The following is a 25,023-nucleotide window of genomic DNA, read 5'->3' as shown; positions in this document are numbered from 1 at the left end:
TTAAAACCGATCACTCGCTTCCCTTCATCGCAGACAGCAAACGCATGATTGCTGACCGCTTAACCACAAGGATAATACCAAGAGTAAGGAGAATAATGTATCTTGGCCAAGTATAGGAATAGAGGAATGTAATGCCCACCATAAGGAGCAATAGCAGTACGGAAAACAGTATTATAAACTTTATATCGAACAAATTATTTCCGGTATTTCCATATTTGCGAAATATGAATTTTTGAAATAGAAAATGACCGGTTGAATAAAGAATATAGCAGGCTAATGTAGTGTATCCTGCAGCGTAATACCCATAAAGATTAATAAAGTAATAATTTAGAATAATATTTATAATTGCCCCGGCACAGGAGGCTGCGAGTATGAATCCTGTCTTCTCATAATAAAATTCAACGGTACTAAACATAGGATAAAGGAACTTAAAGAATACAGCACAAGCGACCGGGGGAATGACCCAGATCGCATCGTGATACGCACTTGAAGCGAAGAAATAGATAACCTCAGGTCCCATCACCATTGCAATTAATGTAAAACCGCCAACAAGAACGATCAATAGATTTGATGTGGTTCGTAATTTGCCATAACTCTGGTTTTTTAACGATTTGTACATGAATGGAGTGAAAGTATTTTTGATCGCTGTAGTGACTATCGTCATTATACTGGCCACACTGTATGCTACGCTGTAAATAGCAGCCTCGCCAGAACCGATCATGTTATTGATCATAATTCGATCCGCTTGATTCAACACAGTGCTGGATAGGTAATGTGGTAAAAGTGGTATATTTAATATCAGAGCATATTTCCAATATTTTTTATTAAAAAAGCTCTTCCCCTTATATAAATTATAAATATAAAAAGCTAAACCAACGCAAACTTGAACAAAAACATAAGAAAGGATACGTGCTTGCGCTTTATAAGATGTATTTATCACAGCTATAATGCCTAAAAGCGGGCTGCCGGCTGCGATAACAACTGTCATTATAACCAGGCGTTTATATTTATAATCATATCTTTCACTGGCGGCCCAGAAATTATAGGCAGGTAAGAACAACATCTCAGCAAACATTGCATAGACATATAAAGAAGACAAATTTAAGATTCCATTCCAAAAATCACTGGCAATGGTATAGACAATAAAGAGAATCACAGTCAATATGGTAGTCAACCCCTGCATACTGGAAGTAATTCTATTTCTGTCATCTTGAAATTTTGTCATTGCATTATTATAAGCGCCATAAAATATATTTAATGTCGCAAATATCGAAATAATATCATACCAAGAATTGTATACTGAAAAAACTCCATATTGTTCCGGCGTTAGCAAACGTGTAAATATGGGCGTTGAAAAAAGTGAAATACCTCTTTGAATAATACCACAGACAGTAAACCAGACAGAAGCTTTTACGGGTGCTGAAATTTTTTCATATCTCGTAAAAATATTTTGTAAAAATCTCATCATCCATTCTTCCTTCCAACATACAATATCCTAAAATTTCTGCTATTTCTGTCCCCTATTTCTTTTCGGATAACAATATCAAAAAAAGATCTAAAAACATTTTCGAACATTCCTATATCTTCTGTACCATCTTTCCTTAAATACGGATCATATTTTAATACTTTCTCCTTATTCGGATAGTATGATATTGCCACATACCTATTACTTAATTTACATAATGAGTTAAAAAGGGAATCTGCTTTAAAGCGTTGGTATGCCACGTTGCTGTGTGTTAAATCCAAACATACAGCGATATCTCCCCGTATAGATTTCAATTTCTCGTCGCTGGCTCCATATAAATAATGAAACACAAAGGTATTAATAGGAATGTTATCTTTAACACAATGTTTATAAATGATTCCGGACTCGGTATCATCATTTTCCAGTGCTATAGTCCTGCATTTAAATTTGCTATAAAATACTCTTACTAATTTTCCTGAATTCCCTCCCACGTCAACAATTGAATGAAACGTTATATCCGCTTTTTCTAATTCATCCCCTAATACTTCTATATCCATATATATAGAATCATCAAACTCTTTTTCTTTTTCCGAAATCATAGGAAATAAACAATCTATATACTCAGGAAGAACTTCATATCGCCTGAACATACGATATATAATCCGGTTACATTGCCATGAACTATGGAATAAATGATACCTCTCATATACGTTTAAGGCATGTACATATTCCCGAACTAAATCGTCATAAAATCTTGGACTTACCCAGATGGCGTTATTGGTTTCATCATATAATTGAATATGTTTCAGCAAACTATTTCCAAGGAAATGAAAGATTAGTCTATAGATTGCAGTGAATAAAATTTCTCGATCACATATGGTTGCTTGTCCCTGGTCTTCAACGATTGAACCGATATCTGTAAAGATTGGTTGTCCCTTCTCAAACGATACATTATTGATATGACCATCATGAAGAGTAAATCCCACTCGTTGGGCTATTTGTTTAATGAGACATATTAAAATGGCTGCATCCTTTATCATTTCTGTATTCCACAAGCTGGATACCGAAATATCTACGGTTTGATGCTCCAGTATAATCGGATACTCATCCGAAAAATAATCCGTGATGATAGTTCTGGGAATTAAATTATGTTCACCTAAAATCTGAAGCAAACCCGTGCTCCATAATTTACGAAACGACGGAACACTTTCTGGATAAATGCCTCTATAAATTTTCCCGTCACGTCCAAGAACTTTCCCCATCCGGTCCCCGTTATAGCTTAAAATACTATATCCTGTAAAATATATAGAGGGTTCATTTAACTCGTTATTTATGGAATTCTGATAATTTACTATCTCGTTATAAATTGACGCTACGTAATCTTCGTAATATATATGCTTTTCTAAAAGCTGTTTTTTCGTACAGATTATTTTTTTTGATTTATGAATCTTGTTCCGCTTTAAGATATGATACAGTCGTTTCATATAGATAATGATAAAATCACCCAAAGAAACATCCTCCTAAAATTATAAATTAGTGTATTGCCGAAGAAGTTTAATGTTTTCAAAATAGGCAGCATGTTTCTCTATCCATTCTCGATCTTTATCCCACCATTTTAGCTGCATAAGATAATTAATATCGTCTTTTTCAAATCGAAACCGAATTATTTTTGCCGGAACACCGCCAACTATGGAATAGGGGAGAACATCTTTCGTCACAACAGCACCTGCAGCAACGATGGCCCCGTCACCGATTTTATGCCCGCCGATTATTTGGGCTCCATCACCAATCCACACATCATTCCCGATTATTACCGCCATATCAGAGTTGGCATCTATTATCAGCTTTTCTTGAAACTTCTCGTTTTCAATAAAAGAGGTACCTGTTGCATTATTGAGTGAATAGAATGCAGGATGCACAGAGACAAATGTACTGCTAGGATGTGTGACATCAATAATACGTACGTTTTTTCCTATGCAGCAATATCTTCCGATTTCAGTGTGACGTATAAAAGAATTTGAGGCTACATAAGAACCAAAACCAAGTGTAGAGCTTGTAAAGTTACACCCCGTAGCCAGTGAATTTGCACCTTCGAACTCTACCGCATCATCCAGCACTACGTTGCGTCCAATCTTTACACGCCCTTTTAAAGCCTTCTTCTGTTTCAATACATTTATTTTCTTTGCCATTCTAATAGATCCATCCATATGCAATCTGTCCCATCACTTGTAATGATCCTGATAAGTTGTTTTTCCAACCGTATTAAATCCCTTATTAATAATATCTAAGTATTCATATTCACAACCGTAACTTTTTTTTGCTATTTGAGCCATTATGCACACATTGGAAAATCCACCGATCAGTCCTGTGCAACAGGAAAGTATATACATATCCCGAATAACTTCCAAACCCAACTGATACTTGTGATTTTTACCATCCTTATTTCCAAAATGTACAGCCATACCATCCGAAGACCGGCAAACATCCTTGCAAAAAATCACTTTGGAACCAAATTTCAACTGAAACTTTTCCACAACAAATGCATCATCTGTGGCCAGAAAAATACGGTCAAAATGCTGTACAGCCAGGGCTTGTATAACATGGTCCATATACTCATTGCTATCCACAGCCATAGCGTGGTTTACATAGCCCTTGTTAAAGTCAGTTGCACGAACATGAACACCGAGCACTTTCCCCTCAAAAGCAATCTCCGTCAGGCAGCGATCCAGTCTCTGTTGTACAGTCTTTTTCATTTTGATATATTTTTTATAAACAAGTGCATTTTCGTTAATATACTCTTCATAACAGTCGTTCTCTATTATTGTTTTTGAAACTACTCCAAAGGGATGTTCTTTGTCTAAAGCCCGTTGCGCATCCTTATATTTTAAAACACGCATAGCTTTCGCTATTTCGTCACGATCGAATTCGCTGACCGCTTCAAAATAATAACAAAATGGATTATTGGTTCCGTTAATAGGCTGTTCCGCCTTATAAAGACAGCGGTCACTCCACGTGACTACCGGAACAAGATGAAAACGCTCTGCATAACGCAAGGCGTCTAATGTTTGAATAAACAAAGCAAAAAAACCTTTGGATGGATAATCCATATAAATATCATAGAATAGAATATTGGGATATAAATTACCATTTGCCACAAAATATAATAGATTTGGATCGCGGTTAATAGCGTTTACTACATCTACAAACTCCCTATCATTAAAATGGCGCAGGCATTGCTGCAGATAATCAAGCTTAGGGTGCTTTATTAAAAAATCATGTCTATTCATAAACGGCATCCTTTTCCTGACAGCGCATTAACGTACTGCTGACTCCCTGTGTGTAAGGAAGAAAAACAAGGTCTACCCCTATTTTTTTCAGTTCAATTTTAGTTGTTTCCCAGCGGGGATTTCCTTTCCAGTCATCGCCAATGAAAATAACATCAAAATCAATTTCTTTATGTATTTTTATCTTATCGAGTGTTGCAGTCAATATGGCTTTATCCACACAGCGAATATTTGATACGATGGTAAGCCGGTCCTGTTCAGAAACGACAGGAGATTTCTTCTTATAATCTTGTACAAGTGAGTCCGTATTGACACCAACGATCAGGTAATCGCAATACTCTTTTGCATTCTGAAGTAAATTCAGATGCCCGACATGAAACATATCATATACTCCCTGTGTATATCCTACTTTATACTTTTTCATTCACTCCAACTCCTGCGTTTGTTCTTATTTCCCGTACTTTCATGAAAATGCGCTTACAACTATCACCATCCGCCATTGGGCAAAACCTCTTTCGAAGCTGTTCCCTTCTTTCGGCATAAACATCCTCTTGCGCCAATTGTCCCAACGCCTCAATCACTTCATTCCAACTGCGGCATACCGGTCCGGCGGTAACTTCATCATAGGTATAACAAAAACCGGCATCTGCGGAAATATATTCATCAAGATCATACGCAAAATAAATCATCGGTTTTCTGCTTGCCAGATAACCAAGCATTACACCCGAATAATCGGTTATCATCATATCGCACACTGGCAAAAACTCATATACATCCCCATACACTTGAGAATCTGTGGCAAAAACTATATTAGACAAATCAACATTAACTCCATCATAGTTTTTAAATTCATGTGCGTGAGGCTTAAAAATCATAACAATATTTTTCTGAGCAAGCTTATCATTTACTTCTTTCAAAACTTCGTAGCTTAAAACAGCCGTCGTACCTTTTGCTCCAAAATTTCTATGTGTTGGTAAGTAAACAACTATTTTGCAGTTAGAATGAGCCTTTCTAATTCGCTCAATAAATACATTGCCAGCAATATTAATAAAAGTATCGTCTTTGGGTTGTCCGGTAATAAACATTTTTTGTTTTGATAGAGAAAAGGCTTTCGAATACTTTTCAACTGCTTCTTCACAAGCTACCATCCAATATTCATCTTGATGAGAATGTACCACCATATCATATCTTTCTTGTACGGAGCTGCGTTCTTTAGGAGATATTCTCATAATGTCCTTGATCCCCATCCCATGCCATAATTGAACAATTATGGCACCCGATATCAGAATCCTACTGATATCGTGTCGGTCTTCTGTTAAAAATGCTGCCTGAGCCCGTAAACAAGTCATGATTCCCATTAGGTTATTACGATGATAGGCTTTATAACCTTTTTGGCGTATTTCTTTTACAACTATCTTTTCTCTACTAATCCAGACAGCGTTAATTTCCGGATGAAATTTGTTTACATATTCAAACATATATTTAGAATTATCCGCATATAACTTGCCGCGCCATGCTCCAAATACCCATAAATTTTCCTTTTTAGGAAAATGTACAAGAATTTTACTGATATAAAGCATTATGAAATATGTAATATCTCTTACCAAACTTTTTATTGTTGTCTTAGAGCCATTCATTAGTGCAACCTCTTTTGATGGATCATTTTAATTTGAATCGTCTTAAGCCTTTCCTTTTTAACGTTTTTACAAATTCACAAATTGGCAGATGCGTTCACTCTGCGTTATATTATTTTTAGCATCGTAAATAAATGCTTTCGCTCTTTTTCCCATGGCTAACCGTTCTGCGTTACTCATCTGCAAGCCTCCCTTTATTGCGTCGACTAAACATTTTAGGCTTTCAGACTCCACAAGGATCAAATACTCAAAATATTCTTCCGGTATTCCTTCTAACTGAAAAGAAATAACAGGAACTCCGGAAACCATATATTCAAATAGCTTTGAAGGAAAGCAATAGGCTGAAGCCTGCTCGGATGGTAATCTCATATTTATTAGTAGATCTGCTTCTTTTTGCTTTCTAAGTACATCCGTACGTGTAGGCAAAAAGCCATAATATTTTATTCTTTTGTCTTTTGCTGCGCACTGCCCAATATAATTTTCCGCATTTCCGCCGCCGGTAAGCCACAATTCGATATTTTCATCTTCAATCTGCATAAATGCATCTAAGAGCATAGGAATGCCATATTCTTTGTCCAGTTTTCCGGAATACATGATAGCTTTACTCTGTCGCTTCTCTTTAGCGCTGTCTATTTCATCCCCCGGATTAAAACTTCCTTCCATAAGCATCCATTTATCATCCGGAAGCTTGAGATATTCGGCCATTTTTGAAGCATAAAGAATTGCTCCATCAAATTTACTTTGCATTTTTTTTATAGTTATCCAGTCGATCTGCTTCAACATAGCTTTTATTCTATTCTGGCCCAAATCCATAAACTGCGGCAGATCTGAAACAATCAGAAAAATCCTTGCCTTAGTAATTTCCTTTTTGATTCTACATGCTGCAGCCATTGGAGCAGAACGCATGGAATATACAAAAACTACCAGTTCCCTCTGCCTATATCTTTTTTCAATCCAATCATCTGCCGCCTTAAGCATGGCGTTTTTACAGTTGATGCGGTTTATGTATTTATCATTTTTATAGCCAACACTGATGTCGTAAGAACCGTTGACATGACTCCACGTAACCGGAGCTATGATTCTATCCCGATATACGGGATATGGTGGTAATACACTTCCGTTAATCGAATCAAAATACAAACCGCTCACCTGCTCCAGCCCAGACACTAAATTCTGTTGTGACACTTGTGCAGATGCAAGGTCATACCCTTTTCCCGCTTTTACCTTAAACTCTTCCTCGCTTTCAAGGCATCCAATCCATAGTAGTTGCATCTTGTATTTGCCACCTCAGATCTTTTTAATAACTCTAGCCGGATTACCGGCAATCACACAGTTATCGCCAAACTTTCCGGTAACTACCGCACCGGCGCCTACTACACATCCATCGCCGATGACGGTACCTTTAAGTATGATGCTATTGCATCCGAGAAAACAGTTCCTGCCGATATGAATTTCTTTACTCGGAATCAAGTCACTATCACCACCGTGGATATCACATAATAGTTTCAACCTGTCTTCTGTGTCGATAGGGTGAAAATCGTTATCAAGAATTTTACAGTTACCGCCGATGGCAGTGTTATCCCCTATGTAAATTCCTTTTCGCGCATAAATTGTCACACCGGAAACCCCTACATTATTACCAATTTCAATAACTGCACCTGCTGCCCTTGTTACAATAATTGTCCGGCTATAAAGCCCTACAAGATTTGAAAGGAAACTGCTCTTAACTGTTACATTGTCTCCAATTTCGATCTTTGCGCCTTCCTTATTAAAGATAACCGGTATTCCCTTCAGTAACAGGTTCTTTCCGTATTTCACCCCGGTCATCTTCATTACTACTTTGAACCAGTTACTGTTCATTCTTTTCAGTCTCCTCTATAATTTCAAAATCTCCTCTACATATCTGGATATTGATTTTTCTTTCGTCAGATGGTCTATCAGATACTCATAACCTTTCATACCCATGGCCTTCAACTCATCGCTGCCAGCCTGATCAATGAACCACTGAATGTTCTTCTTGATTATTTCATATTCTCCTGGCTCACAGCAAAGTCCGCTTTTCGAAGTTTCAATAAGGCTCCTCACCTCGGACCCTTTCGCCAGAACGCCAAGCACCGGTTTCCCAACTGCAGCCACACCATAATATTTACTGGGGCAAGAAACACCCTTAATACCTTTCGCATTCACGCACCAGTGGACATCCCCGGCATTCAAAGAGTAATTTAGATCAGCTTTAGCCTGATATGGGATGAACACCACATTATCCATATGGTTCGCTTCTTTATATTTCACTAGATCTTCTAAGACGGATCCAGCGCCAACAAAACAAAAAACAACTTCTCTGCCATCGGCTGCCTTAGTTCCTGGCTTGAATTTCTTAATAACCTTTATTAAATTCTCAAGATCATAGTACAGACCGATGTTACCACTGTACATAATGACAAATTTACCGTTTAGAGAATATTTTCTCTTAAAGGCTTCTACACTTTTGTGGCTGGTTTCCAAGGGATAGATTTCCTTTTCATCTATCCAGTTGTTGATAAGAGCAGATTTCGGCGGATTATTTTTGAATCGGTTATTTAATGTATCGATCAAATCTCTCCCGACTGTGATAACCAGATTGCTGCGCTTGCAGCTAAACTTATCAAGCCACATCATAGCTTTCAGAATCAGCTGATTTTTGCTGTATCCCACAGCTATGGTCTGCTCTGGATTGAAATCCTGGATATTGTAAATGTACTTGGCGTGCTTCATCCACTTACCCCAGACACCAATTAATCCACCGAGAATAGGCGGCTGGGAGATGGAAAACACATAATCCTGCTTCCCAACCTTGAAGGTAGCCGCCATCGCTCCGAAGAAATATGCGAGAATATTAATGATGCGGCTGAGTTTATCTGTTTTACTAAACTCTGGCACCCGGATTCTTATCACATCTATGCCATTGATATTTTCTCTATAATACTTTTGAGTTTTATATTGATCTTTGATCGTACCTAAGTAGCTCGGCACTACGCAGATTACCGTAATTTCAAAGGTATCCCGCATCCCTTCTGCCAGTTCTTTAAGCAGTTGTCCTGTAGATGCGGTGTCTGGCACATAGTAATGTGCATATATTAAAAGTCGTTTCTTCATCTGAACCATTGTGTTGTCCTACTGTTTATATATCAAATGTATGGCACTGGATTTCGCTAGTCTTATTGGATATTAGGAGAATATTTCGCTTTCAATTTACCCAACCTCCAAATAATTGCTATTATTTTGACGTTACACGTTTAGATATTCCCTCAATCCCATCATCCAGCCCCTCTTCGTGTCAGCACCACCCAAACCGTCAACAGAATCAGCTTCACATCCACCCCAAGATTCCAGTTATCGATATACTCATTATCCAGCTCGACCACCTTCTCAAAGTCCGTGACATCATTCCTGCCGCTGACCTGCCACAATCCCGTGATCCCAGGTTTGATACTCAATCGCTTCTTATGCCTGATCTGGTACTTCTCGAACTCATCCACCGTAGGCGGTCTCGTCCCCACCAGACTCATATCCCCCTTTAACACATTCCAAAACTGCGGCAGTTCATCGAGGCTAGTCTTCCGGATAAATTTCCCTACTTTTGTAATTCTGGGATCATTATCCATCTTAAACATATTCCCCTGCATTTTATTATTGGCCATCAGTTCTTTTTTGCGTTCTTCGGCGTCCGCATACATGGACCGGAACTTATAGATTTTAAACTTCCTCCCGTTTTTTCCCACCCGCGTCTGTGAGAAAAATACCGGTCCCCGGGATTCTATCTTGATCGCTGGAGCCAAAAACACGGAAACAATTCCGGTGATCAGCAATCCTACGATGCTTCCAAAAATATCCATAACCCGTTTAATCAGTAACTGCAGCTGGCTCCTTACATTGGCATCAGAGGTTATGACCGTAAACCCGCCAATCCGCTCGACACGCTCATTGGGCAGCTTCAGTTCAAAATCCTGCAAATTAATATGTATCCGCACTCCCATATCCTGAAATGAGTTGATGATATCCTTCATATATTGATAATCATGAGGCATATCGATCAGTACATCATCCAGTACTCCCAGCCTGGCCGACTCAAACATTTCTTTATAACCTGCATTGACCGGGATCCCTTCGATCACCTCCCCGATCTGATCCTCATCCAGAATAGCCAGAGAATTCACCTGGTAAAACCAGATATCTTTTTCCTTCATCTTGCGGACCGCATCCGCTGCTTTGTTTTTTGTAGTGACAATCATTACCTTGGCGCTCTCAATACTGCTTCGATACCGCCCTACCAGATATCCTTTAAAAAATACCCGCATCATATAAGTAAGGATTACATTTAATGTAAAAAAATAGAAGAAAACCATTCTTGAATATTCATCACTCTGTTTCGTAAAAAACAGAAATGAAAGCAATATCACCAACAGCGCCAGACTGCACTTTATTACATTCTTGTATTCCTGAAAATATCCCCGCCGAACTATGTCTCTGTAAGGTTCCATTAAGTAGGAAGTACAAATTATGGTAAAAACCAATACGATAACCGTAGTTTTATAAACAGACGACTGCTGTCTTAATTCCAAACCATATCTTATAAAAAGGGCCAGGAAAAAGGAACATAAAGTACCGGCCATATCTACAAGCATAAAATAAAGGTATTGCATCTTACTATTCGATGAATTCATACTACCCACTCACCTATAATCTTTCACATTTTCTTCTGTACCCCATCTGACAGCATTCCTGATTGCTCTCCCTACATCACCATACTATAGCACATACCTGTATTTTTCACAAGTTTAACCTCTATTATATGCATTTTCGACACGAATTTTGACACAAAAGCACCGAATTACCAAAAATTAACATTTGAAAATTGTACCATATACAGTATTTACATCTATCGCAATGAAAGATCCGTGATAAAATATCAGTGTCGCTACTAATTCTAGAGTCTCACAACACATAAAAGGGAATGATATTTTATGCGAAAAGCAAACAGGATCCGGGAACTAAGACTGGAAAAAGGAATTACTCAAGTACGCCTTAGTATGGAGCTTGGAGTCACACAGGAAACCATCAGTGCATATGAAGTGGGAAAACATCTTCCCAGTCTGACTACTCTTATGAAACTAAGCGAATTATTCAATGCCAGCATGGATTACATCATGAATCGAAGCGACGTGAGAAACCCGATCAAAGAGGGAACCCTTAATTCTGATGAAATCAGAATCATCACTTATTACCGCACCTTTGACAAGACTCAGCAGCTCCGCTCTCTCGCCTACATACAGGGATTATCAGATTCCCACAAATAATTTTGTGGCCGATCGGCATTGACTTCCTAAGCCATTTCTTTATAATAGAAAGTAAAACAGGTTTAACTTATATCGGGAGCAAACAATGAAAGCATCGGCCTATCATAAAGTAATTAAACAAGAACAAAAAGTTAATAAGGAAGAACATCCTTGTCTCTATATGGTTTTGCCCTTTATTTTTACTCTTCTCATCCTGCTTTTCTCGTTCCTGTGCTCAGGAATTATTCACATCTTTAGCCAAAATCTGTCCACCATACCTTCCGCATTGCTGTCATCCGAATGCGAGCTTATGTCCCCGCCGGATTCAACGTCACAAACATCACAGGAAGAAACCGCTTTACGTCTGGCCTATGCGTTAGATAGCGCCCGTATGGCCCGCGATACTCCAGTGGAAACACCTTCGCCAAAACCCGCTGCGATTTCACTCTCCGATATAGCGGTTCCTGAACACGGGGAAGCATTCGGCACCATCTCTTCCGAACAGCTGGGTCTGAATCTCTCCCTCATCTACGGCGATACAAACGCTATTTTGAAACAGGGCGCCGGCATGTATGAAGGGAGCAAGCTTCCGGGTTCCGCCGGGCAGACCATTATCTGCGCCCATAATACGTCAAAATTTTTCGGTCCCCTGGAAAATGCTAAGGCCGGAGATATCATCCACCTGCAAACCAGCTACGGCGAATATGATTATGAAATCGCCGAGACAAAAGTCGCCAGTATGTACGATACTTCCACCTACGATCTGGATACCACAGAAGAAACCCTGATCCTGTATACCTGTTACCCCTTTTATGGGGCTCCCGGCAAAAAAGACCGATTATTCATTTATGCCAAACGAATCGCCGGTCCCTCTCTCATGCCTTAAAAATATCTGTTATTGCCGCAGGTGATCTGTTTTTTCATATTACTGAACCGTCAGGGTCAGTTTCTCTCTGTTCGATTTATTGCCGTCGGAGTCTACCACATAGAGTTCCAGATGATATACGCCCGGCTCATTCATATGAAACTCCCCGTCCATCTTTATACTCTTCCATAGTAATTCCTGGCTGTCTTTATCATCTGTAATCTCTTCCACAAAATTTCTTCGAACCAGTTCCGTGCCGACAGGTACGGTTACCGCTGCTGATTTTAATTTCAGCTTAGGCGCGCCCGGATTTAAGGAATCCTCCGGATCCTCCTGACCGCCTTCTCCCTGTTCCGTATCATTCTGACTGTCCTGGCCGGCATTTTGCACATTGCTGCCATTTGCCGCCTGTGAGTTATTTCCGTCCCCGCTACCCGGCTGGTTCTCACCGGTTTGTGAACCCGGGCCTTCGTCTGTCTGCTCATCTTCTCTATCAGAATCATCCGAACGGGATCCGGTTCCCCGGTCAGCGGCATAATTCACAATACGGCTTACCTTAGTAATATTGTTTTTTGAGTCCTTTGCCGCATATATGATCTTTGCTTTCTGATTATCGGACAGAATAATAATATTTTCGATAATCAGACTGCTGCTGACATCTCCGTCCTTGGCATCCACCGCCGTGACATCTTTCAACAGCTCTTTTGTGTCGTCACCTTCGTGATATGTGATCTCTTTATCGGTATATTCAATACCAGGCCCTTCCCGATCATCCGTCAGGAAGAAAACGATAGATACGCCAATCATTATTATGATCAAAACGGCTATACCGCTTACCGCAATTTTTTTACCCATAGACTACCACCCCGGTCCTATGTTTTTCTTTCGTCTAATATCATAAACGCGATCAGTCAGATCCGTAGTTGCCATAATACTTTCCGTAGTATTTTCCGTAATATTTGCCGTAGTATTTTCCGTAATACCCATTTTCACGGATATCCACTTTATTCAATACGACTCCCAGGATTTTGCAATTGCTTTTTTCCAGCTGTTCCTTGGTTTTCTGGGCAAATTTGTAACTGATCTGATTTGCAGCGATGACCATCACTGCCCCGTCACACTGCTGTGCCACGATCGCACTGTCGATCACACTTCCTAGAGGAGGCGTGTCAATGATCACATAGTCATAAAACTCCGGCAGCTGTTTCATCAGAGCGGAAAAATACCGGTTACCCAGAAGCTCCGCAGGATTTGGCGGGACAGGACCGGAGAAAACGACGAACAGATTTTCCACATCCGTCGAGCAGATCACCTGATCGATGGTGTGCATACCGGTCAGGTAATGGGTCATCCCTTTTACCCCTTTACTGATCTTATAACGGCCTACCAGGACAGACTTTCTTAAATCGCAGTCTAACAGTATCACTTTTTTTCCGGACTCTGCCAGAGAAATCGCCAGGTTAAAAGCCACACTGGACTTTCCTTCATTGGGCATACAACTGGTGACCGCGATAGTCTTGATATCATCTCCGCAGAACTGGATATTGGTCCGCAGGCTTTTATAGGCTTCATTTGTCCGGTAGTCCAGGCTAGTGCCTTCCCTTATGCTAACCTTCTGCACTTTATTGTTTTCAAAATTACTCTTATCTATCTGCATCCTATTAACCTCTTCTTGCCGTCTTGCTGGCATTTCCACTGGCTGACTTTTTCCTGGCACCCTTTTTCTTTTTCTCATCCTCCTGCATGGGGATGACGCTCAGTACGCTTAAGCCCAGATGCTTTTCCACATCGTCTTCGGATTTGATCGTGTCGTCCAGCAGGAATACCGCCAGAATAATCAATATGGCCAAAAAGGCGCCAACCGCTCCGCCGATTACCGTGTTCTTAAACACATTCGGGCTTACCGGAGACATCGGCAGATCGCCCTGTTCGATGATATTCGCTTTTTCTGTCTCCATCACCGTTGCAATGGTGTCCACCGAAACGGTAGCCATGGCATCTGCAATACTCTTTGCCCGGTAAGGGTCCGTATCCCGAACAATAATTTTCAATATCCGGCTGTCCTGGGGATTCTCCACCGTGATTTTATCTTCCAGCTGTCCATGGGTCATATCCAGATTCAGATCGCTGATCACCTGTTCTGTAACCGGACGGCTGATCACCAATTCCTTATAATCTTTGGTCAACTGGCTTCCGGCGCTTAAGTCCGCGCTGGAAACTTTTCCTTCCGTCTGGCGGTTGATGACATAGAGCTGGGTCGTGGACTCATATTCCGGCACCAGAAAAAATTTGCTGATCATCAGGCCCAACAAGGCGCAACCGATTCCGCTTAGGATAATTATCCAGATTTTGTCCAGCAATACAAAAAAGATCTGCCGAAGATCAATCTCTATTTCATCGTTCGTGTTGTTCACGTTCGTGTCCATGTAAAAAACTCCTTTTTCTATAGTTCCTCATTCCATATGATTTTCAACGGATTCTGAAACATCAGCGCCTTCGTGTAATCTTCCCCATACTTCCTGGTCAGATAGGAGGCGCAAGCCTGCATCCTGGGGGTTCTCGATCTGCTGCTGTGCGCATCGGTTGCCACAAAATGTACATAGTCCCTCTTCAACAGCTTTCTGGATATCTGTTTTAGCTGATATCCGCTCTCGCCCGTGATGCTGTCCGCATTCACCTGTATGCCCACGCCCAGCTCCAAGAGCTCTGCGATCTGGTCTAATTTCTTGCATACGGCATGATAACGTTCCACATGGGCCAATACCGGACGATATCCCTCCAGTATTATTTTATATAAACCATCCCTGACAAAACCAAATTCAGAGGATACGGAAAATTCTACCAGTATATACCGGGAACCGGCCAGCGTACAGATTCTCTTCTCCTGTATCGCTTCCAACGCTTCCATACCATAATATATCTCATTACCCTGTACCAGCTTAAGTTCCGGAAAAAACCGGCTGATTTCTTCCTGGGTCTTTGAAAGCTTGGCCCGCAGTTTTTCTTTGGGGCAGGCAAAACGGCCGGGCCGGTAGTGAGACGTGGCAAATATGGTACGAATTCCTTCCTTATATGCAATTTCTGCCATTTTAAGAGTTTCTTCCATATTACGGGCGCCATCATCGACCCCTGGCAGAATATGGGAATGAATATCAATAAATTCCATCATTTACGCTACACACCATCCTGTCCACTATGCCCTGCCCTTCAGGAAATGAATGACTCCCAGCAAAATTCCTGTCGTCACACACCAAGCCGCACCGATAATGGCAATGCACATCAGCGCTCTTTCTATATAAGTTGATACAAATAAGTAAAAATATTCCGGTTCCAGGTTGATTCGCTTATAAAAACCGTTCAGCAGTGCGATCAATGGAGGCAGCCCCGACATAAACGTCGCTGCGATCGTACTGTAAGTAATAAACCGTACTCCCCTGTGTTTGAATCTCTGCATACGGATCAGCAGAAAAATACAGGCGGCCGACAACACAAGCAGAGCCGGCAAAGCAATCTTCATCACTTTTACACCGATATCCTTGATTTTGACAAAATAGTGCAGGAACGGTACTTTCGCATCCTGTACAAACTCATCCGTAATCATTTTGATATAATCGGTTTTATTCTGCTGCTGTTCCGCTGTCAGAACCAGGTTTTCTTCTTCCAGATACGCCTCAATATTGGCGTTCAGCTTGTCCTCCATCGTCTTTAGGGAAAAGCTGTAGTCCTGATTTTTAAAACAGGCATTTACATAATTCTGTACTTCCTGATATACATATTCAAGCGGTGCGATTCCCTCCGTCACTTCGGTCGGCAGCCCGCTGGGCAGAGTCAGAGACTCCGCAGTATCATAAAAATATTTCTGTACGCTTTCATAATAACCGCTCTTGTTCAAGTCATCCAGAATAAACGCCGGATTGAGGCCTCCCACATACACGCCCGACAGATAGGAGGCGAACGTCAGAAGCACCGATAACAGAAAGCTTAATACACTGGAAAGCAGGAATACTCTTCTTTTTCTTCTTTTTCGTTGATCCGCCATAGTCTCCTCCTACTCCACCACAGGCCCTGATATCTTATCCGCATAGACAAACAAACGCTCCTGCTTGGTAATCCCCACCAGCATCTCAAACGGATAACAGGTGTACATAATCAACTGCTCTTTGTCCTGCATAAGATCATATGCGGTATCGTCCAGATGATGCGCCACACGGCTGCCTGTCACCTGATATTCATAGACCCCGTAACTGGTCTTGATCGTTACCACATCACCTTCTTTGATGTCCTGAAGCGGTTTGAAATATGTCGTGTTATGGGCAGCCAAAAGAAGGGGTCTGCCGAATCCCGGGAAAAAGCTTCCGGTATACTGACCTACTCCTGCCTTCAAAATCTGATTGGTATCCCCATAATAAAGCGGCCCGTTAAGCCCTATTCTCTCACAGCTGATCTCACCATACTGCTGGCCCACTCCCGGCAGCTGTAAGCTGTCAAAGGGGATTATATTTTCATCGTTTTGCGCTGCGGTCGGCTCCACATAGATCGAGTTAAGTTCTCTGGCAAAATTCGGAACTTCCGAAGCCACTACCATGTTCGCCACCTGATAAGTCAGGTCTATCACCGGCGAAAGCGCTGTAATCACCAATACACAACCGATAACAGTAAAAATTAATGGCATATAAATATATGCCATTAATCTTTTCCATTTTTTTGCGATAGCCATAAAATTAAGCTTCTCCGTTTAACAGATCTCTTTTCTTCGCATATACGCCGCAAAGGACAACGCCTGCTACTAAGAGCATCATAACAGCTGCAGTCGCATTCAGATTCAGACCGGTCTGTTTGATCACACCCTCTGTGCTGATTGAGCTTCCGCTTCCGCCATTACTGGAAGAGCTGCTGGATTTATCGGGGATATCTGCGAAAACTTTACCATTCGCATCTACTTTAACCGTGATACCTACATCCGTAGCTTTTTTCGCTAAGGTCTGTACCGTTGCACTCTGATAAGCTGCATAATCAAATCCTTCCACATTTTTCAGATCCGCCAGTTTAGAAACACCATACTGATCCATCTGTGCTTTCGCGTCTGTGGCAGCAGCGTTCATCGCGTTGGAAAGTGCCTGAATCTGGCCGTCATTCAAACCATTAACTACCAGGAAGGCTTCCGCCTGGCTGTATGCACTCTTGAACGCAGCGGAAGCATCTGTGTCGATTCCAAGCGCTTTCGCATGAGCAACAGCTTCGTTTAATAACTTCTCTTCACCTTCACTAACGCCTGCAGGTGCTGCAAATGCTGTCATACACATACCAACTGTCATGACAGCGGCCAATAAAAATACTGTAATCCGCTTTATACTCCTCACCTATCTCTACCTCCTTATTCAATTTTGACCGGCTGTTTCCAGCCGGATACGTAAGTATAGGTTGTACTTGTATATTCAGTATTATAAACTGTTAACCCATGAAATTCAACCTATATTTTTCAAATTTACCAAAATAAAACAGATTTAACTGTAAATATTCACCAACTGTCGTTTTTCCGTCATAATTAGCATGTGATTCCCATGTGATTCCAAATGAAACAACATTACTTATAATCTTTCGGCGATACGCCCGTATGTTTTTTAAAAAAATGGGAAAAATATGTCGTATTCTCGAATCCTAACGCATCCGCCACCTCGTAAATTTTCATATCCCCGCCGGTTAAAAATTCTTTCGCTTTTTCGATCTTCCTCCGGTTCAGAGTCTGGATAATCGTCCGGCCGGTAGCTTCTTTGAAGATGCGGCTTAAATAACTGGAATTGGTGCCGATGGCTCTGGCAATATCCGCTACCGATGTGCAGTTATCATAATGTTCTGATATATAGTTCTCGCAGTCTCTGATCAGACTGTTGCGGCGGTCCGCCGCCTGATGGATTCCCTCGGCCGTATGCCGGATGATTCTCTCCATCAGACGGATGTAATCTTCCGCCAGCTGGCATTCGTAGATCTGATGTGTGATACTGTGGGACAGCCCGGTGGCTTCATACAGATTTTTTCCATGGGTGCTTAAATATTTCCGGCAATTATTCTGAATCTGGATTCCGGAATTTTTGATCATATTGGCCGTGTAGCCGCTCTCTTTCTGGCGCTCCAATACCTGTTGGAAGAGCTTAATCGCCTCATCCGCATGCCCCTTTTGTATCTCCTGGCACAGCCGGTCTGTTTCTTCTTCCGCCTTTGCGGACAGCAGTTCGCTTCTGCCCGGCTCCTCCCGGTAAAAATTGATTTTGACCCGCCGGTCCAGAAAATCTTTTCCGAGAGCGTATTCCGCCTCTTCGTAGGCGGCTTTGATACCGGCCGTACTCCGCCACAGACTGCTGACGCCGATATACACCTGAAGCCCCATGAAGTTATCCATCATATCGGTGACCTGCACGCACTGCCGGCGAAGCTGCTCCGCATAATCCTCGTTCAGGCCGTTTAAAAACACGGCGGCCATATTCCTGCGTACCAGCACGCCCTGCAGGAGCTGGCTTCCGAATACCATCGAATAAAAATTCATGAGGCTGTGATAGATCTTATCGCGCCGTTCCCGTTTCACATTGGCTTCCAGGCGGTACTGAAGCACCAGCACCGCAAACCTGTCCATATGAATATCCAAGTCTGCCAGTTTTTCTGCGATCTCCTGGGTATCATAAACAGACCCGTCCAGAATCCCTTTGAACAGGTTTTCCGCCAGCACTGTCCGGTCGGATTTTTGCAGCCTCTCACTGCGCGCCTTTAATGACTGCTTTGCCTTTTCTACAGCGGCAATCAGTCCGTCAAAAGCTCCCGTTTTTGTCACATAGTCAACCACATTATATTTCACCGCTGACTGGGCGTAAGAAAAATCCGCATAGGCAGTCAAAATAATCACTTCTATGGGGAGTTCTTTTTCCTGGATATATTTGGCCACTTCGATTCCGTCTTTTACCGGCATGCGGATGTCCGTAACCACGATATCCGGCTTCTCCGATTCCAGATGATCGATCAGCTCTTGTCCGTTAGCCGCCACATAGACCACTTCGCACTCCAGTTCCTGCCAGTTAGTCAGCGTGGTCAGGGCTTTTCTCACAATAGGTTCATCATCTGCCAACATTACCCGATACATCTTGTCCAGTCCCCCCCTCCTCACATATTCCGCCCTTCCCGGTTTCCGTTTTCTCATAAGGGATACGGATTCTGATCCGGGATCCTTTTCCATTTTCGGAATAAATCTCTATGCCGTACGCTTCCCCATACATCAGCTGTATAAGATGGTGTACGTTGTTGAGGCCCACCCGGTTATGCCCCTCTTCCCTTGCGTTCTCCGGCAGCGGCAGCGGGATCTCGCCATCCCGGCCGAATCCCATTCCATTATCGGTGGTATCGATCCAGATTTCATTTTCTTTCTGATAGATTTCCACCCGTACAAATCCATTTTCCGCTTTTGGCTCGATTCCATGTACCACGGCATTTTCCACGATCAACTGGATACAGAGCTTGGGAATGAACATTTCCGTCAGTTTCTCATCCGACACCTGAATCTCATAGCGCAGCCGCTCCCCATACCGGAAACTTTGAAGATACAGATAATACTGTACATACTCCAGTTCCTGCCTCATCTGCACCTTTTCGGTATCTTTCCGGTAGATCTTTGCCTGAATCAGCTGGGAAAAAGAGGTAATCATCTGAAATAGTTCCTCGTTTTGATCCATTTTCGCCTGAAGCGCGATGGTATTCAGTACATTGAACATAAAATGAGGATTCATCTGGCTTTGCAGGAACTTTAGTTCCATTTCCCGGATGGACAGCTGTTTTTCATAAACCTGGCTGATCAGGTGGCTGACATAGCTGGTCATATCGTTAAACGTGCGGCTGATTTCATAGAATTCCTCCGCTTTATATTCCGGCAGCTTTGTGTCAAACTTGCCCTCCTGAACCAGCTGCAGGTTTCTGGTCACCTCCTTAAGCGGCCTGGTCAGCCGGTAGATAACGAGAAAAAACAAGGCCGCTGCCGCTAAGGTAATCAGAAGGATAATACCCACATAAATTTTTACAGAGTCGAACATCAAAGCAAACGTCTGATTCTCCGGCATTCCAACCGTCATGCGAAGGTTCATCCCCAATTCCTCGCTGTAGACACGGTAAGCCCGGTTGCCAAGCTTCGTGCGGTACGGAACGTATTTCCACGTATTCTGAAAATCAGGCAGCATCTGAGACACGCTCTGCCCCTGTTCCCCCGCCACCGGATTCCCCTTCCGGTCGTAGACGGTCCAAAAAGAGTTCTCATATTGATGGATATCCTCCATCATCATATCAAAAGAATCCTTCCTGATCACGTAGACCAGCGTCCCCACCGGACTCATATTCGCATCATTCAGGAGAAAGGCCAGATAAATCCGGTCCCCGCCGTCTATATAGGCATAATCGTCCCGGGCGCTTCTTCCTTCCTGGTTAAAACGGCTGTAAATCTCCTCCGCCGCCTGCAGCCTGCTCTCTGCCTCCGAATAGATCATCGAATAATAAGAAATCCGGAATACCGTTTGGTTTTTGGAGAACAGATAAATTTCATCCACTATGGGCAGATTCGCTCCATTGGTGTTTTTCTGGCTGCTGATATCCACTACTTTCCCGAAAGTCAGTTCCGCCTCCTGCGCAGCGGCCTCGTCTTCGAACGCGGTGTTATCCCGCTCCAGGCAGCGCATGATCTCATCGGAATCCCTCAGTTTTAAAACCACCTGTTCCAGGTATTCGATCTTGTCCGCCACATTATGGCTGGTCTCTGTCAGGAAAAAGTCAATATCATGATCGATATATTTCCCCATGATCATCCAGACGGACACCGCAAATATGGCTCCGCACAGAATGAGCGCCGACACCGTGATCCCCAGGTTTATGGATATCATCTTGGCCCGCAGGGATGGCCGTTTTTGTCTTTTTGCCATTGCAGAAGATCCTCCTTGACGGAAATACTATCTTCTATTTTATCATACCTGCAAACTGAGGCAAATAGGTTTCGTTGGCCATGAACATATCATCCACCATCCGACGGGTTTCTTCCATACTAAGCACCGCGCTGGTCAGCGGATCACCCAGCACCGCATAATATACCAGGCGCCGGTCACCTTGTATACATCCTTTCACGGCCAGTTCCTCACTGCCGGCGGCTGTATGGATCAGCATGGTCAGGTGATCCGGCAGATTTCCTACGGTTTGGACATGAAAGCCTTTCGCATCCACCGTGACCGGCACTTCCACACAGCAGCCATCCGGAAGATTGGTAATATACTGTTCATTGCGGACATTTCCATTAAAGGTATAAGGCTCCTGATCTCCGAACAAGGCGTTAAAAATACAAGCTGCATATTCCTGGCCCCGCTCCAGATCCACCTGATCTTTTACAAGCCAATCCTGTATATCCTTTTTCCATTCATTGGCCCGCCTGAAATATTCATTCAGGATGTAAGCATGCGCTCCCGGATTCCAGCCTGTGGAATGCGTGCAGTAAGTTTCAAGCAGATCCTTTCGCTTGCGAAACCATGGATAATACTCAGAATTATGACCGGAGCTCTCTGTCGGATAGTAATCAAGGTGCAGGAATAGTTCATTTCGCACCTGCTCTTCCTTATATACCTGCGGGCATCCCACAGCCTCCCGGATCATCGGGTAGGCGTCCCTTCCGTCCACTTCAAATTTCAGGTAAAAAGCCTGGTGATTGATACCTGCACATAGATAGGAGACCCGGTCCATAGGCGTATGGATCCAGTCCGCCAGCATTTTCGCGGTATGCTGGACACTGTGGCAGAGTCCCGTGACTTTTACCTTTGTCATTTCCTGCAGATACCGGCAGTTTAATGCCATCGGATTCGTATAGTTTAATACATAGGCATCCGGGCAGTACCTCTCGATATCCCGGCAGATCTCAAGCAGCACCGGAGCGGTACGTAAGAACCGGAAAATGCCGGCCGGCCCTCTGGTATCGCCCACGCACAGATCCACCCCGTATTGAAACGGAATCTCGATGTCCTTCCGGAAAATTTCCGGCCCCGCGCTTAGAATCGTGATGACGACACCATCCGCCCCCTCAAGCGCTCTCCTGCGGTCCGTGGTTGCTTCGATCCGCGCCGGGTAACCCCCTGCCAGTTTAATCTTTTCACAGGCGGACCGGCTGAATGCAAGCCGCTCTTCATCAATATCCATCAGGCAGATCCTGGCGTCCCGGAATGCGGGGAACGTAAGCAGGTCCCTCACCAGTTCCCTGGTAAAATCAAAGCTTCCGGCTCCGATAAATGTAATTTTTTTCATAGGCTGTCAACCGCTCCTTTTTTTATCTGGCCTTCATTCGGTGCCAGCTGTTTCTTCATTTCCTCCGTTTAATGTAATAAACGCATCCAGCCCCTTCGGCTTATCCGGATTTTGTCCCAGCGCCATCGCTTTTTCAAAAGCCAGTATCTGGCAGACGAAGATGAATGAAATTCCACTGGCGATCCATCCGGTATATCCGCCGATCTCAACATTTGCATCCACTCCCGGCAGTTCCTCTTTCCGATCCGGTTCTTCAGACGCAGAAACGGTTACCAACGTCCCTCCGCGCTGCTGCAAATCCCGAATCAAATCTGCCTGTAATGTCCCTTCTTTGGGCTGAACGAAAACTACGGTCAGCGTGTGTTCTCCATTCAAAACCATTGGTCCGTGCCGATAGTCCAGCAGGTGAAAGCACTGCCCCGGCACCATGGCTATCTCTGTAAAAGCCAGCGCGCCTTCCTCACCCAGGCCATTTAAAGGTCCGTCCGCCAGTACTACCGCGTGATCCCAGTTTTTAGCCGCGATCTCTTTTAATACCGGCCGGTACCGCCGTGTGTATTCTTCATTTGCATCCACCGCCGCCGCCAGATCTGCCAGCAGTTGATCGTCACCGCGGTAAAATCCCAGCAGCATCGCAAGCGCCAGATACAGGTTCGTCACGGTCCGGGTCTGGCAGACACTCTGATCGTAACACCAGTCCATGGTGAGATCCATATGGCTGTAGGGCATGATATCATTCTGATCCTTCATCGAGATGGAGAGGATCGGAATGCCATATCTCTCTTTGATATGAGCTGCGGACCGGACGATCTCCGAGGTCTGTCCTGACCTGGACACCGTTACAAGGATACTGTCCTGCATCATTTCCTTATAGTAATCCGGATGGACCAGATAGTCTCCCCCGGCCAATGCGTATGCCGATGTGTCCGCGCAAGCCCCAAACATACACTGGGCGCTCTTTGCCAGCATAAAACTGGAACCGCAGCCCAGGAAAACAAATCTGTGCTGGGGATACCGCCCAAAAAAGGCCTGAAGCTCCTGCCTTTGTCCGTTCATATACTCCCGGGTCTTTTTTAGCGCCAGGTGCTGGCTCATGATTTCTTTTTCCGTCAGATACATATCTTAACCTCCGATTTTATCCTATTTTCCGTTTTTTCTAATATTTCAGCCGTAAGCTTCCCGTCTCCAAAGGAAGAGGCCAACAGCAAAGCTCCGCGGGCCGGGTCCAGTCTGGGAGGAATCAAAGTAACCGGATATTCCGCCAGTTTCTTTTGAAAGGGTACCAGGATACAGTCCCCCGCCAGGAAAAGGCCTCCGGAACAGGACACAAGGCAGGTTCGTTCATCAAACAGCTGCCGGTATACCCCACCCACGATCAGACTTAATTCCTCGGCCGCTTCCTCATAGAGATACGACGCAGCCACGTCTCCGGCCAAAGCCGCTTCTTTTAGTATAAGCTGCAGGGACGCCATCTTGTCGCGGCTGGGCGCGTACTCCTCTTCTATTTTTTCAATAATTTCCATATCCCTCGTTAATTGCAAGTGCGCCCTCACCAGATAATACAGCGCCCCTTTGGGAAGCCGTTCATCCGCCTCCTTCGCAAAATATTCAACCGTCCGTCTGCCGATCCAGTTACAGGAGCCTTCATCGGAAAAAAACTCACTCCAGCCTCCGGCCTTGGCCGTCTTTCCCTCTTCATTTACCCCGAATCCGATGGAACCGGTCCCCGCCACCACATTGATTCCCGGCTGCATTCCCAGGGAACCGGCCCATCCCGCCTGGGCATCGTTTACCACCCGGATATGATAAAAAGCAAGCTCACGCTTGATATCCGCCTCAATCTGCCGGTCGTATTCGGGAAATTCCCCGTACATCGGCATTCCAAAACAGCCATAGAATGGGGCATCTCCTCTTGTCTTCACCGCATCCGCTATGCCGGCCTCCTCCAGCAGACCGCGGATTCCGCCGCGCAGCAGCTCCACGACGCCGCGCACCCCGATCTGTTTGTGGGAGGCGCTGCCATACCGTCTGCCGGCCAATATTTTTCCCGCTTCGTTACAAAGGATAAAATCAGTCTTTGTCCCTCCGCCGTCGATTCCTATATAATAGCTCATGGTTCCTCCTCCCGTTATCCCGTACCGGGAATTCCAGTATG

Annotated in this window: 24 protein-coding genes; 2 read left to right on the top strand and 22 right to left on the bottom strand. The window is 43.6% G+C overall.

Annotated elements, in window-relative coordinates; all coding sequences use genetic code 11:
• Positions 1-10: 10 nt before the first annotated feature.
• The 10 genes from KTH89_RS03245 to KTH89_RS03200 form a co-directional block, all read right to left on the bottom strand.
• Positions 11-1,468 (bottom strand): lipopolysaccharide biosynthesis protein, encoded by a 1,458-nt coding sequence (locus tag KTH89_RS03245; RefSeq protein WP_238720602.1) that lies wholly within the window; start codon positions 1,466-1,468, stop codon positions 11-13.
• Complete coding sequence (locus KTH89_RS03240; protein ID WP_238720601.1) at positions 1,465-2,973, bottom strand: hypothetical protein; 1,509 nt, start codon at positions 2,971-2,973, stop codon at positions 1,465-1,467. The genes KTH89_RS03245 and KTH89_RS03240 overlap by 4 nt, the downstream gene beginning before the upstream one ends.
• A gap of 18 nt (positions 2,974-2,991) precedes the next feature.
• The gene (locus KTH89_RS03235; RefSeq protein WP_238720600.1) at positions 2,992-3,654 is read right to left on the bottom strand and encodes a CatB-related O-acetyltransferase; all 663 of its coding nucleotides are present in this window, start codon (positions 3,652-3,654) and stop codon (positions 2,992-2,994) included.
• A gap of 33 nt (positions 3,655-3,687) precedes the next feature.
• A complete protein-coding gene (locus KTH89_RS03230) occupies positions 3,688-4,752 on the bottom strand; it encodes a nodulation protein NodZ (RefSeq protein ID WP_238720599.1) in 1,065 nt (354 codons plus the stop codon).
• The gene (locus KTH89_RS03225) at positions 4,745-5,173 is read right to left on the bottom strand and encodes an adenylyltransferase/cytidyltransferase family protein (protein ID WP_238720598.1); all 429 of its coding nucleotides are present in this window, start codon (positions 5,171-5,173) and stop codon (positions 4,745-4,747) included. Before KTH89_RS03225 ends, KTH89_RS03230 begins: the two co-directional genes overlap by 8 nt.
• The gene (locus tag KTH89_RS03220; RefSeq protein WP_238720597.1) at positions 5,160-6,386 is read right to left on the bottom strand and encodes a CDP-glycerol glycerophosphotransferase family protein; all 1,227 of its coding nucleotides are present in this window, start codon (positions 6,384-6,386) and stop codon (positions 5,160-5,162) included. The genes KTH89_RS03225 and KTH89_RS03220 overlap by 14 nt, the downstream gene beginning before the upstream one ends.
• Positions 6,387-6,452: 66 nt before the next feature.
• Positions 6,453-7,655, bottom strand: a complete 1,203-nt coding sequence (locus KTH89_RS03215) for a glycosyltransferase (protein ID WP_238720596.1) — start codon at positions 7,653-7,655, stop codon at positions 6,453-6,455.
• A 15-nt stretch (positions 7,656-7,670) separates the two neighbouring features.
• Entirely contained in the window at positions 7,671-8,243 is a 573-nt protein-coding gene (locus tag KTH89_RS03210) for an acyltransferase (RefSeq protein ID WP_238720595.1), read from the bottom strand.
• Positions 8,244-8,258: 15 nt separating this feature from the next.
• A complete protein-coding gene (locus tag KTH89_RS03205; protein WP_238720594.1) occupies positions 8,259-9,527 on the bottom strand; it encodes a glycosyltransferase family 4 protein in 1,269 nt (422 codons plus the stop codon).
• 152 nt (positions 9,528-9,679) lie between these two features.
• A complete protein-coding gene (locus KTH89_RS03200; protein ID WP_238720593.1) occupies positions 9,680-11,086 on the bottom strand; it encodes a sugar transferase in 1,407 nt (468 codons plus the stop codon).
• 300 nt (positions 11,087-11,386) lie between these two features.
• On the opposite strand from KTH89_RS03200, the gene KTH89_RS03195 reads away from it, so the two are divergent.
• Both KTH89_RS03195 and KTH89_RS03190 read left to right on the top strand, forming a co-directional pair.
• Positions 11,387-11,719, top strand: a complete 333-nt coding sequence (locus KTH89_RS03195; protein WP_158342965.1) for a helix-turn-helix transcriptional regulator — start codon at positions 11,387-11,389, stop codon at positions 11,717-11,719.
• A gap of 85 nt (positions 11,720-11,804) precedes the next feature.
• Positions 11,805-12,584 carry a class D sortase gene (locus KTH89_RS03190; RefSeq protein ID WP_158342964.1) on the top strand — a complete coding sequence of 260 codons (780 nt, stop codon included), beginning with the start codon at positions 11,805-11,807 and terminating at the stop codon, positions 12,582-12,584.
• Between the two features lie 39 nt (positions 12,585-12,623).
• On the opposite strand, the gene KTH89_RS03185 is transcribed toward KTH89_RS03190, so the two are convergent.
• The 12 genes from KTH89_RS03185 to KTH89_RS03130 all read right to left on the bottom strand — a co-directional run bounded on the left by KTH89_RS03185 (position 12,624) and on the right by KTH89_RS03130 (position 24,982).
• On the bottom strand, positions 12,624-13,418 hold the full coding sequence (locus KTH89_RS03185; RefSeq protein WP_238720592.1) for a hypothetical protein: 795 nt from the start codon (positions 13,416-13,418) through the stop codon (positions 12,624-12,626).
• A gap of 52 nt (positions 13,419-13,470) precedes the next feature.
• Positions 13,471-14,220, bottom strand: a complete 750-nt coding sequence (locus KTH89_RS03180; protein ID WP_158342962.1) for a polysaccharide biosynthesis tyrosine autokinase — start codon at positions 14,218-14,220, stop codon at positions 13,471-13,473.
• Between the two features lie 4 nt (positions 14,221-14,224).
• Positions 14,225-14,989 (bottom strand): YveK family protein, encoded by a 765-nt coding sequence (locus tag KTH89_RS03175; protein WP_158342961.1) that lies wholly within the window; start codon positions 14,987-14,989, stop codon positions 14,225-14,227.
• A 17-nt stretch (positions 14,990-15,006) separates the two neighbouring features.
• On the bottom strand, positions 15,007-15,729 hold the full coding sequence (locus KTH89_RS03170) for a CpsB/CapC family capsule biosynthesis tyrosine phosphatase (RefSeq protein ID WP_275061743.1): 723 nt from the start codon (positions 15,727-15,729) through the stop codon (positions 15,007-15,009).
• A gap of 27 nt (positions 15,730-15,756) precedes the next feature.
• On the bottom strand, positions 15,757-16,602 hold the full coding sequence (locus tag KTH89_RS03165) for a hypothetical protein (RefSeq protein WP_238720591.1): 846 nt from the start codon (positions 16,600-16,602) through the stop codon (positions 15,757-15,759).
• 9 nt (positions 16,603-16,611) lie between these two features.
• Positions 16,612-17,280 (bottom strand): class D sortase, encoded by a 669-nt coding sequence (locus KTH89_RS03160; protein WP_158342958.1) that lies wholly within the window; start codon positions 17,278-17,280, stop codon positions 16,612-16,614.
• Positions 17,281-17,284: 4 nt separating this feature from the next.
• Positions 17,285-17,923 carry a hypothetical protein gene (locus KTH89_RS03155; protein ID WP_158342957.1) on the bottom strand — a complete coding sequence of 213 codons (639 nt, stop codon included), beginning with the start codon at positions 17,921-17,923 and terminating at the stop codon, positions 17,285-17,287.
• Between the two features lie 224 nt (positions 17,924-18,147).
• A complete protein-coding gene (locus KTH89_RS03150) occupies positions 18,148-19,692 on the bottom strand; it encodes a response regulator (protein ID WP_238720590.1) in 1,545 nt (514 codons plus the stop codon).
• Positions 19,667-21,508 (bottom strand): sensor histidine kinase, encoded by a 1,842-nt coding sequence (locus tag KTH89_RS03145; protein ID WP_238720589.1) that lies wholly within the window; start codon positions 21,506-21,508, stop codon positions 19,667-19,669. The genes KTH89_RS03150 and KTH89_RS03145 overlap by 26 nt, the downstream gene beginning before the upstream one ends.
• A gap of 34 nt (positions 21,509-21,542) precedes the next feature.
• Positions 21,543-22,868, bottom strand: a complete 1,326-nt coding sequence (melA, locus tag KTH89_RS03140) for an alpha-galactosidase (RefSeq protein WP_238720588.1) — start codon at positions 22,866-22,868, stop codon at positions 21,543-21,545.
• A gap of 33 nt (positions 22,869-22,901) precedes the next feature.
• Positions 22,902-23,987 carry an SIS domain-containing protein gene (locus KTH89_RS03135; protein ID WP_238720587.1) on the bottom strand — a complete coding sequence of 362 codons (1,086 nt, stop codon included), beginning with the start codon at positions 23,985-23,987 and terminating at the stop codon, positions 22,902-22,904.
• Positions 23,978-24,982 (bottom strand): N-acetylglucosamine kinase, encoded by a 1,005-nt coding sequence (locus tag KTH89_RS03130; protein ID WP_238720586.1) that lies wholly within the window; start codon positions 24,980-24,982, stop codon positions 23,978-23,980. Before KTH89_RS03130 ends, KTH89_RS03135 begins: the two co-directional genes overlap by 10 nt.
• Between the last annotated feature and the right edge of the window lie 41 nt (positions 24,983-25,023).

Source organism: Diplocloster agilis (assembly GCF_019042275.1).
In the GTDB taxonomy this organism is placed as follows: Bacteria; Bacillota; Clostridia; order Lachnospirales; family Lachnospiraceae; genus Diplocloster; species Diplocloster agilis.
This window is presented reverse-complemented; position numbering and strand designations above follow the sequence as displayed.

Excerpts from the sequence above, each read along its gene's own strand:
- KTH89_RS03245 (WP_238720602.1), bottom strand. The coding sequence starts at position 1,468 with ATGATGAGATTTTTACAAAATATTTTTACGAGATATGAAAAAATTTCA.
- KTH89_RS03235 (WP_238720600.1), bottom strand. The coding sequence starts at position 3,654 with ATGGCAAAGAAAATAAATGTATTGAAACAGAAGAAGGCTTTAAAAGGG.
- KTH89_RS03230 (WP_238720599.1), bottom strand. The coding sequence starts at position 4,752 with ATGAATAGACATGATTTTTTAATAAAGCACCCTAAGCTTGATTATCTG.
- KTH89_RS03225 (WP_238720598.1), bottom strand. The coding sequence starts at position 5,173 with ATGAAAAAGTATAAAGTAGGATATACACAGGGAGTATATGATATGTTT.
- KTH89_RS03220 (WP_238720597.1), bottom strand. The coding sequence starts at position 6,386 with ATGAATGGCTCTAAGACAACAATAAAAAGTTTGGTAAGAGATATTACA.
- KTH89_RS03215 (WP_238720596.1), bottom strand. The coding sequence starts at position 7,655 with ATGCAACTACTATGGATTGGATGCCTTGAAAGCGAGGAAGAGTTTAAG.
- KTH89_RS03210 (WP_238720595.1), bottom strand. The coding sequence starts at position 8,243 with ATGAACAGTAACTGGTTCAAAGTAGTAATGAAGATGACCGGGGTGAAA.
- KTH89_RS03205 (WP_238720594.1), bottom strand. The coding sequence starts at position 9,527 with ATGGTTCAGATGAAGAAACGACTTTTAATATATGCACATTACTATGTG.
- KTH89_RS03200 (WP_238720593.1), bottom strand. The coding sequence starts at position 11,086 with ATGAATTCATCGAATAGTAAGATGCAATACCTTTATTTTATGCTTGTA.
- KTH89_RS03195 (WP_158342965.1), top strand. The coding sequence starts at position 11,387 with ATGCGAAAAGCAAACAGGATCCGGGAACTAAGACTGGAAAAAGGAATT.
- KTH89_RS03190 (WP_158342964.1), top strand. The coding sequence starts at position 11,805 with ATGAAAGCATCGGCCTATCATAAAGTAATTAAACAAGAACAAAAAGTT.
- KTH89_RS03185 (WP_238720592.1), bottom strand. The coding sequence starts at position 13,418 with ATGGGTAAAAAAATTGCGGTAAGCGGTATAGCCGTTTTGATCATAATA.
- KTH89_RS03180 (WP_158342962.1), bottom strand. The coding sequence starts at position 14,220 with ATGCAGATAGATAAGAGTAATTTTGAAAACAATAAAGTGCAGAAGGTT.
- KTH89_RS03175 (WP_158342961.1), bottom strand. The coding sequence starts at position 14,989 with ATGGACACGAACGTGAACAACACGAACGATGAAATAGAGATTGATCTT.
- KTH89_RS03170 (WP_275061743.1), bottom strand. The coding sequence starts at position 15,729 with ATGGAATTTATTGATATTCATTCCCATATTCTGCCAGGGGTCGATGAT.
- KTH89_RS03165 (WP_238720591.1), bottom strand. The coding sequence starts at position 16,602 with ATGGCGGATCAACGAAAAAGAAGAAAAAGAAGAGTATTCCTGCTTTCC.
- KTH89_RS03160 (WP_158342958.1), bottom strand. The coding sequence starts at position 17,280 with ATGGCTATCGCAAAAAAATGGAAAAGATTAATGGCATATATTTATATG.
- KTH89_RS03150 (WP_238720590.1), bottom strand. The coding sequence starts at position 19,692 with ATGTATCGGGTAATGTTGGCAGATGATGAACCTATTGTGAGAAAAGCC.
- KTH89_RS03145 (WP_238720589.1), bottom strand. The coding sequence starts at position 21,508 with ATGGCAAAAAGACAAAAACGGCCATCCCTGCGGGCCAAGATGATATCC.
- melA (WP_238720588.1), bottom strand. The coding sequence starts at position 22,868 with ATGAAAAAAATTACATTTATCGGAGCCGGAAGCTTTGATTTTACCAGG.
- KTH89_RS03135 (WP_238720587.1), bottom strand. The coding sequence starts at position 23,987 with ATGTATCTGACGGAAAAAGAAATCATGAGCCAGCACCTGGCGCTAAAA.
- KTH89_RS03130 (WP_238720586.1), bottom strand. The coding sequence starts at position 24,982 with ATGAGCTATTATATAGGAATCGACGGCGGAGGGACAAAGACTGATTTT.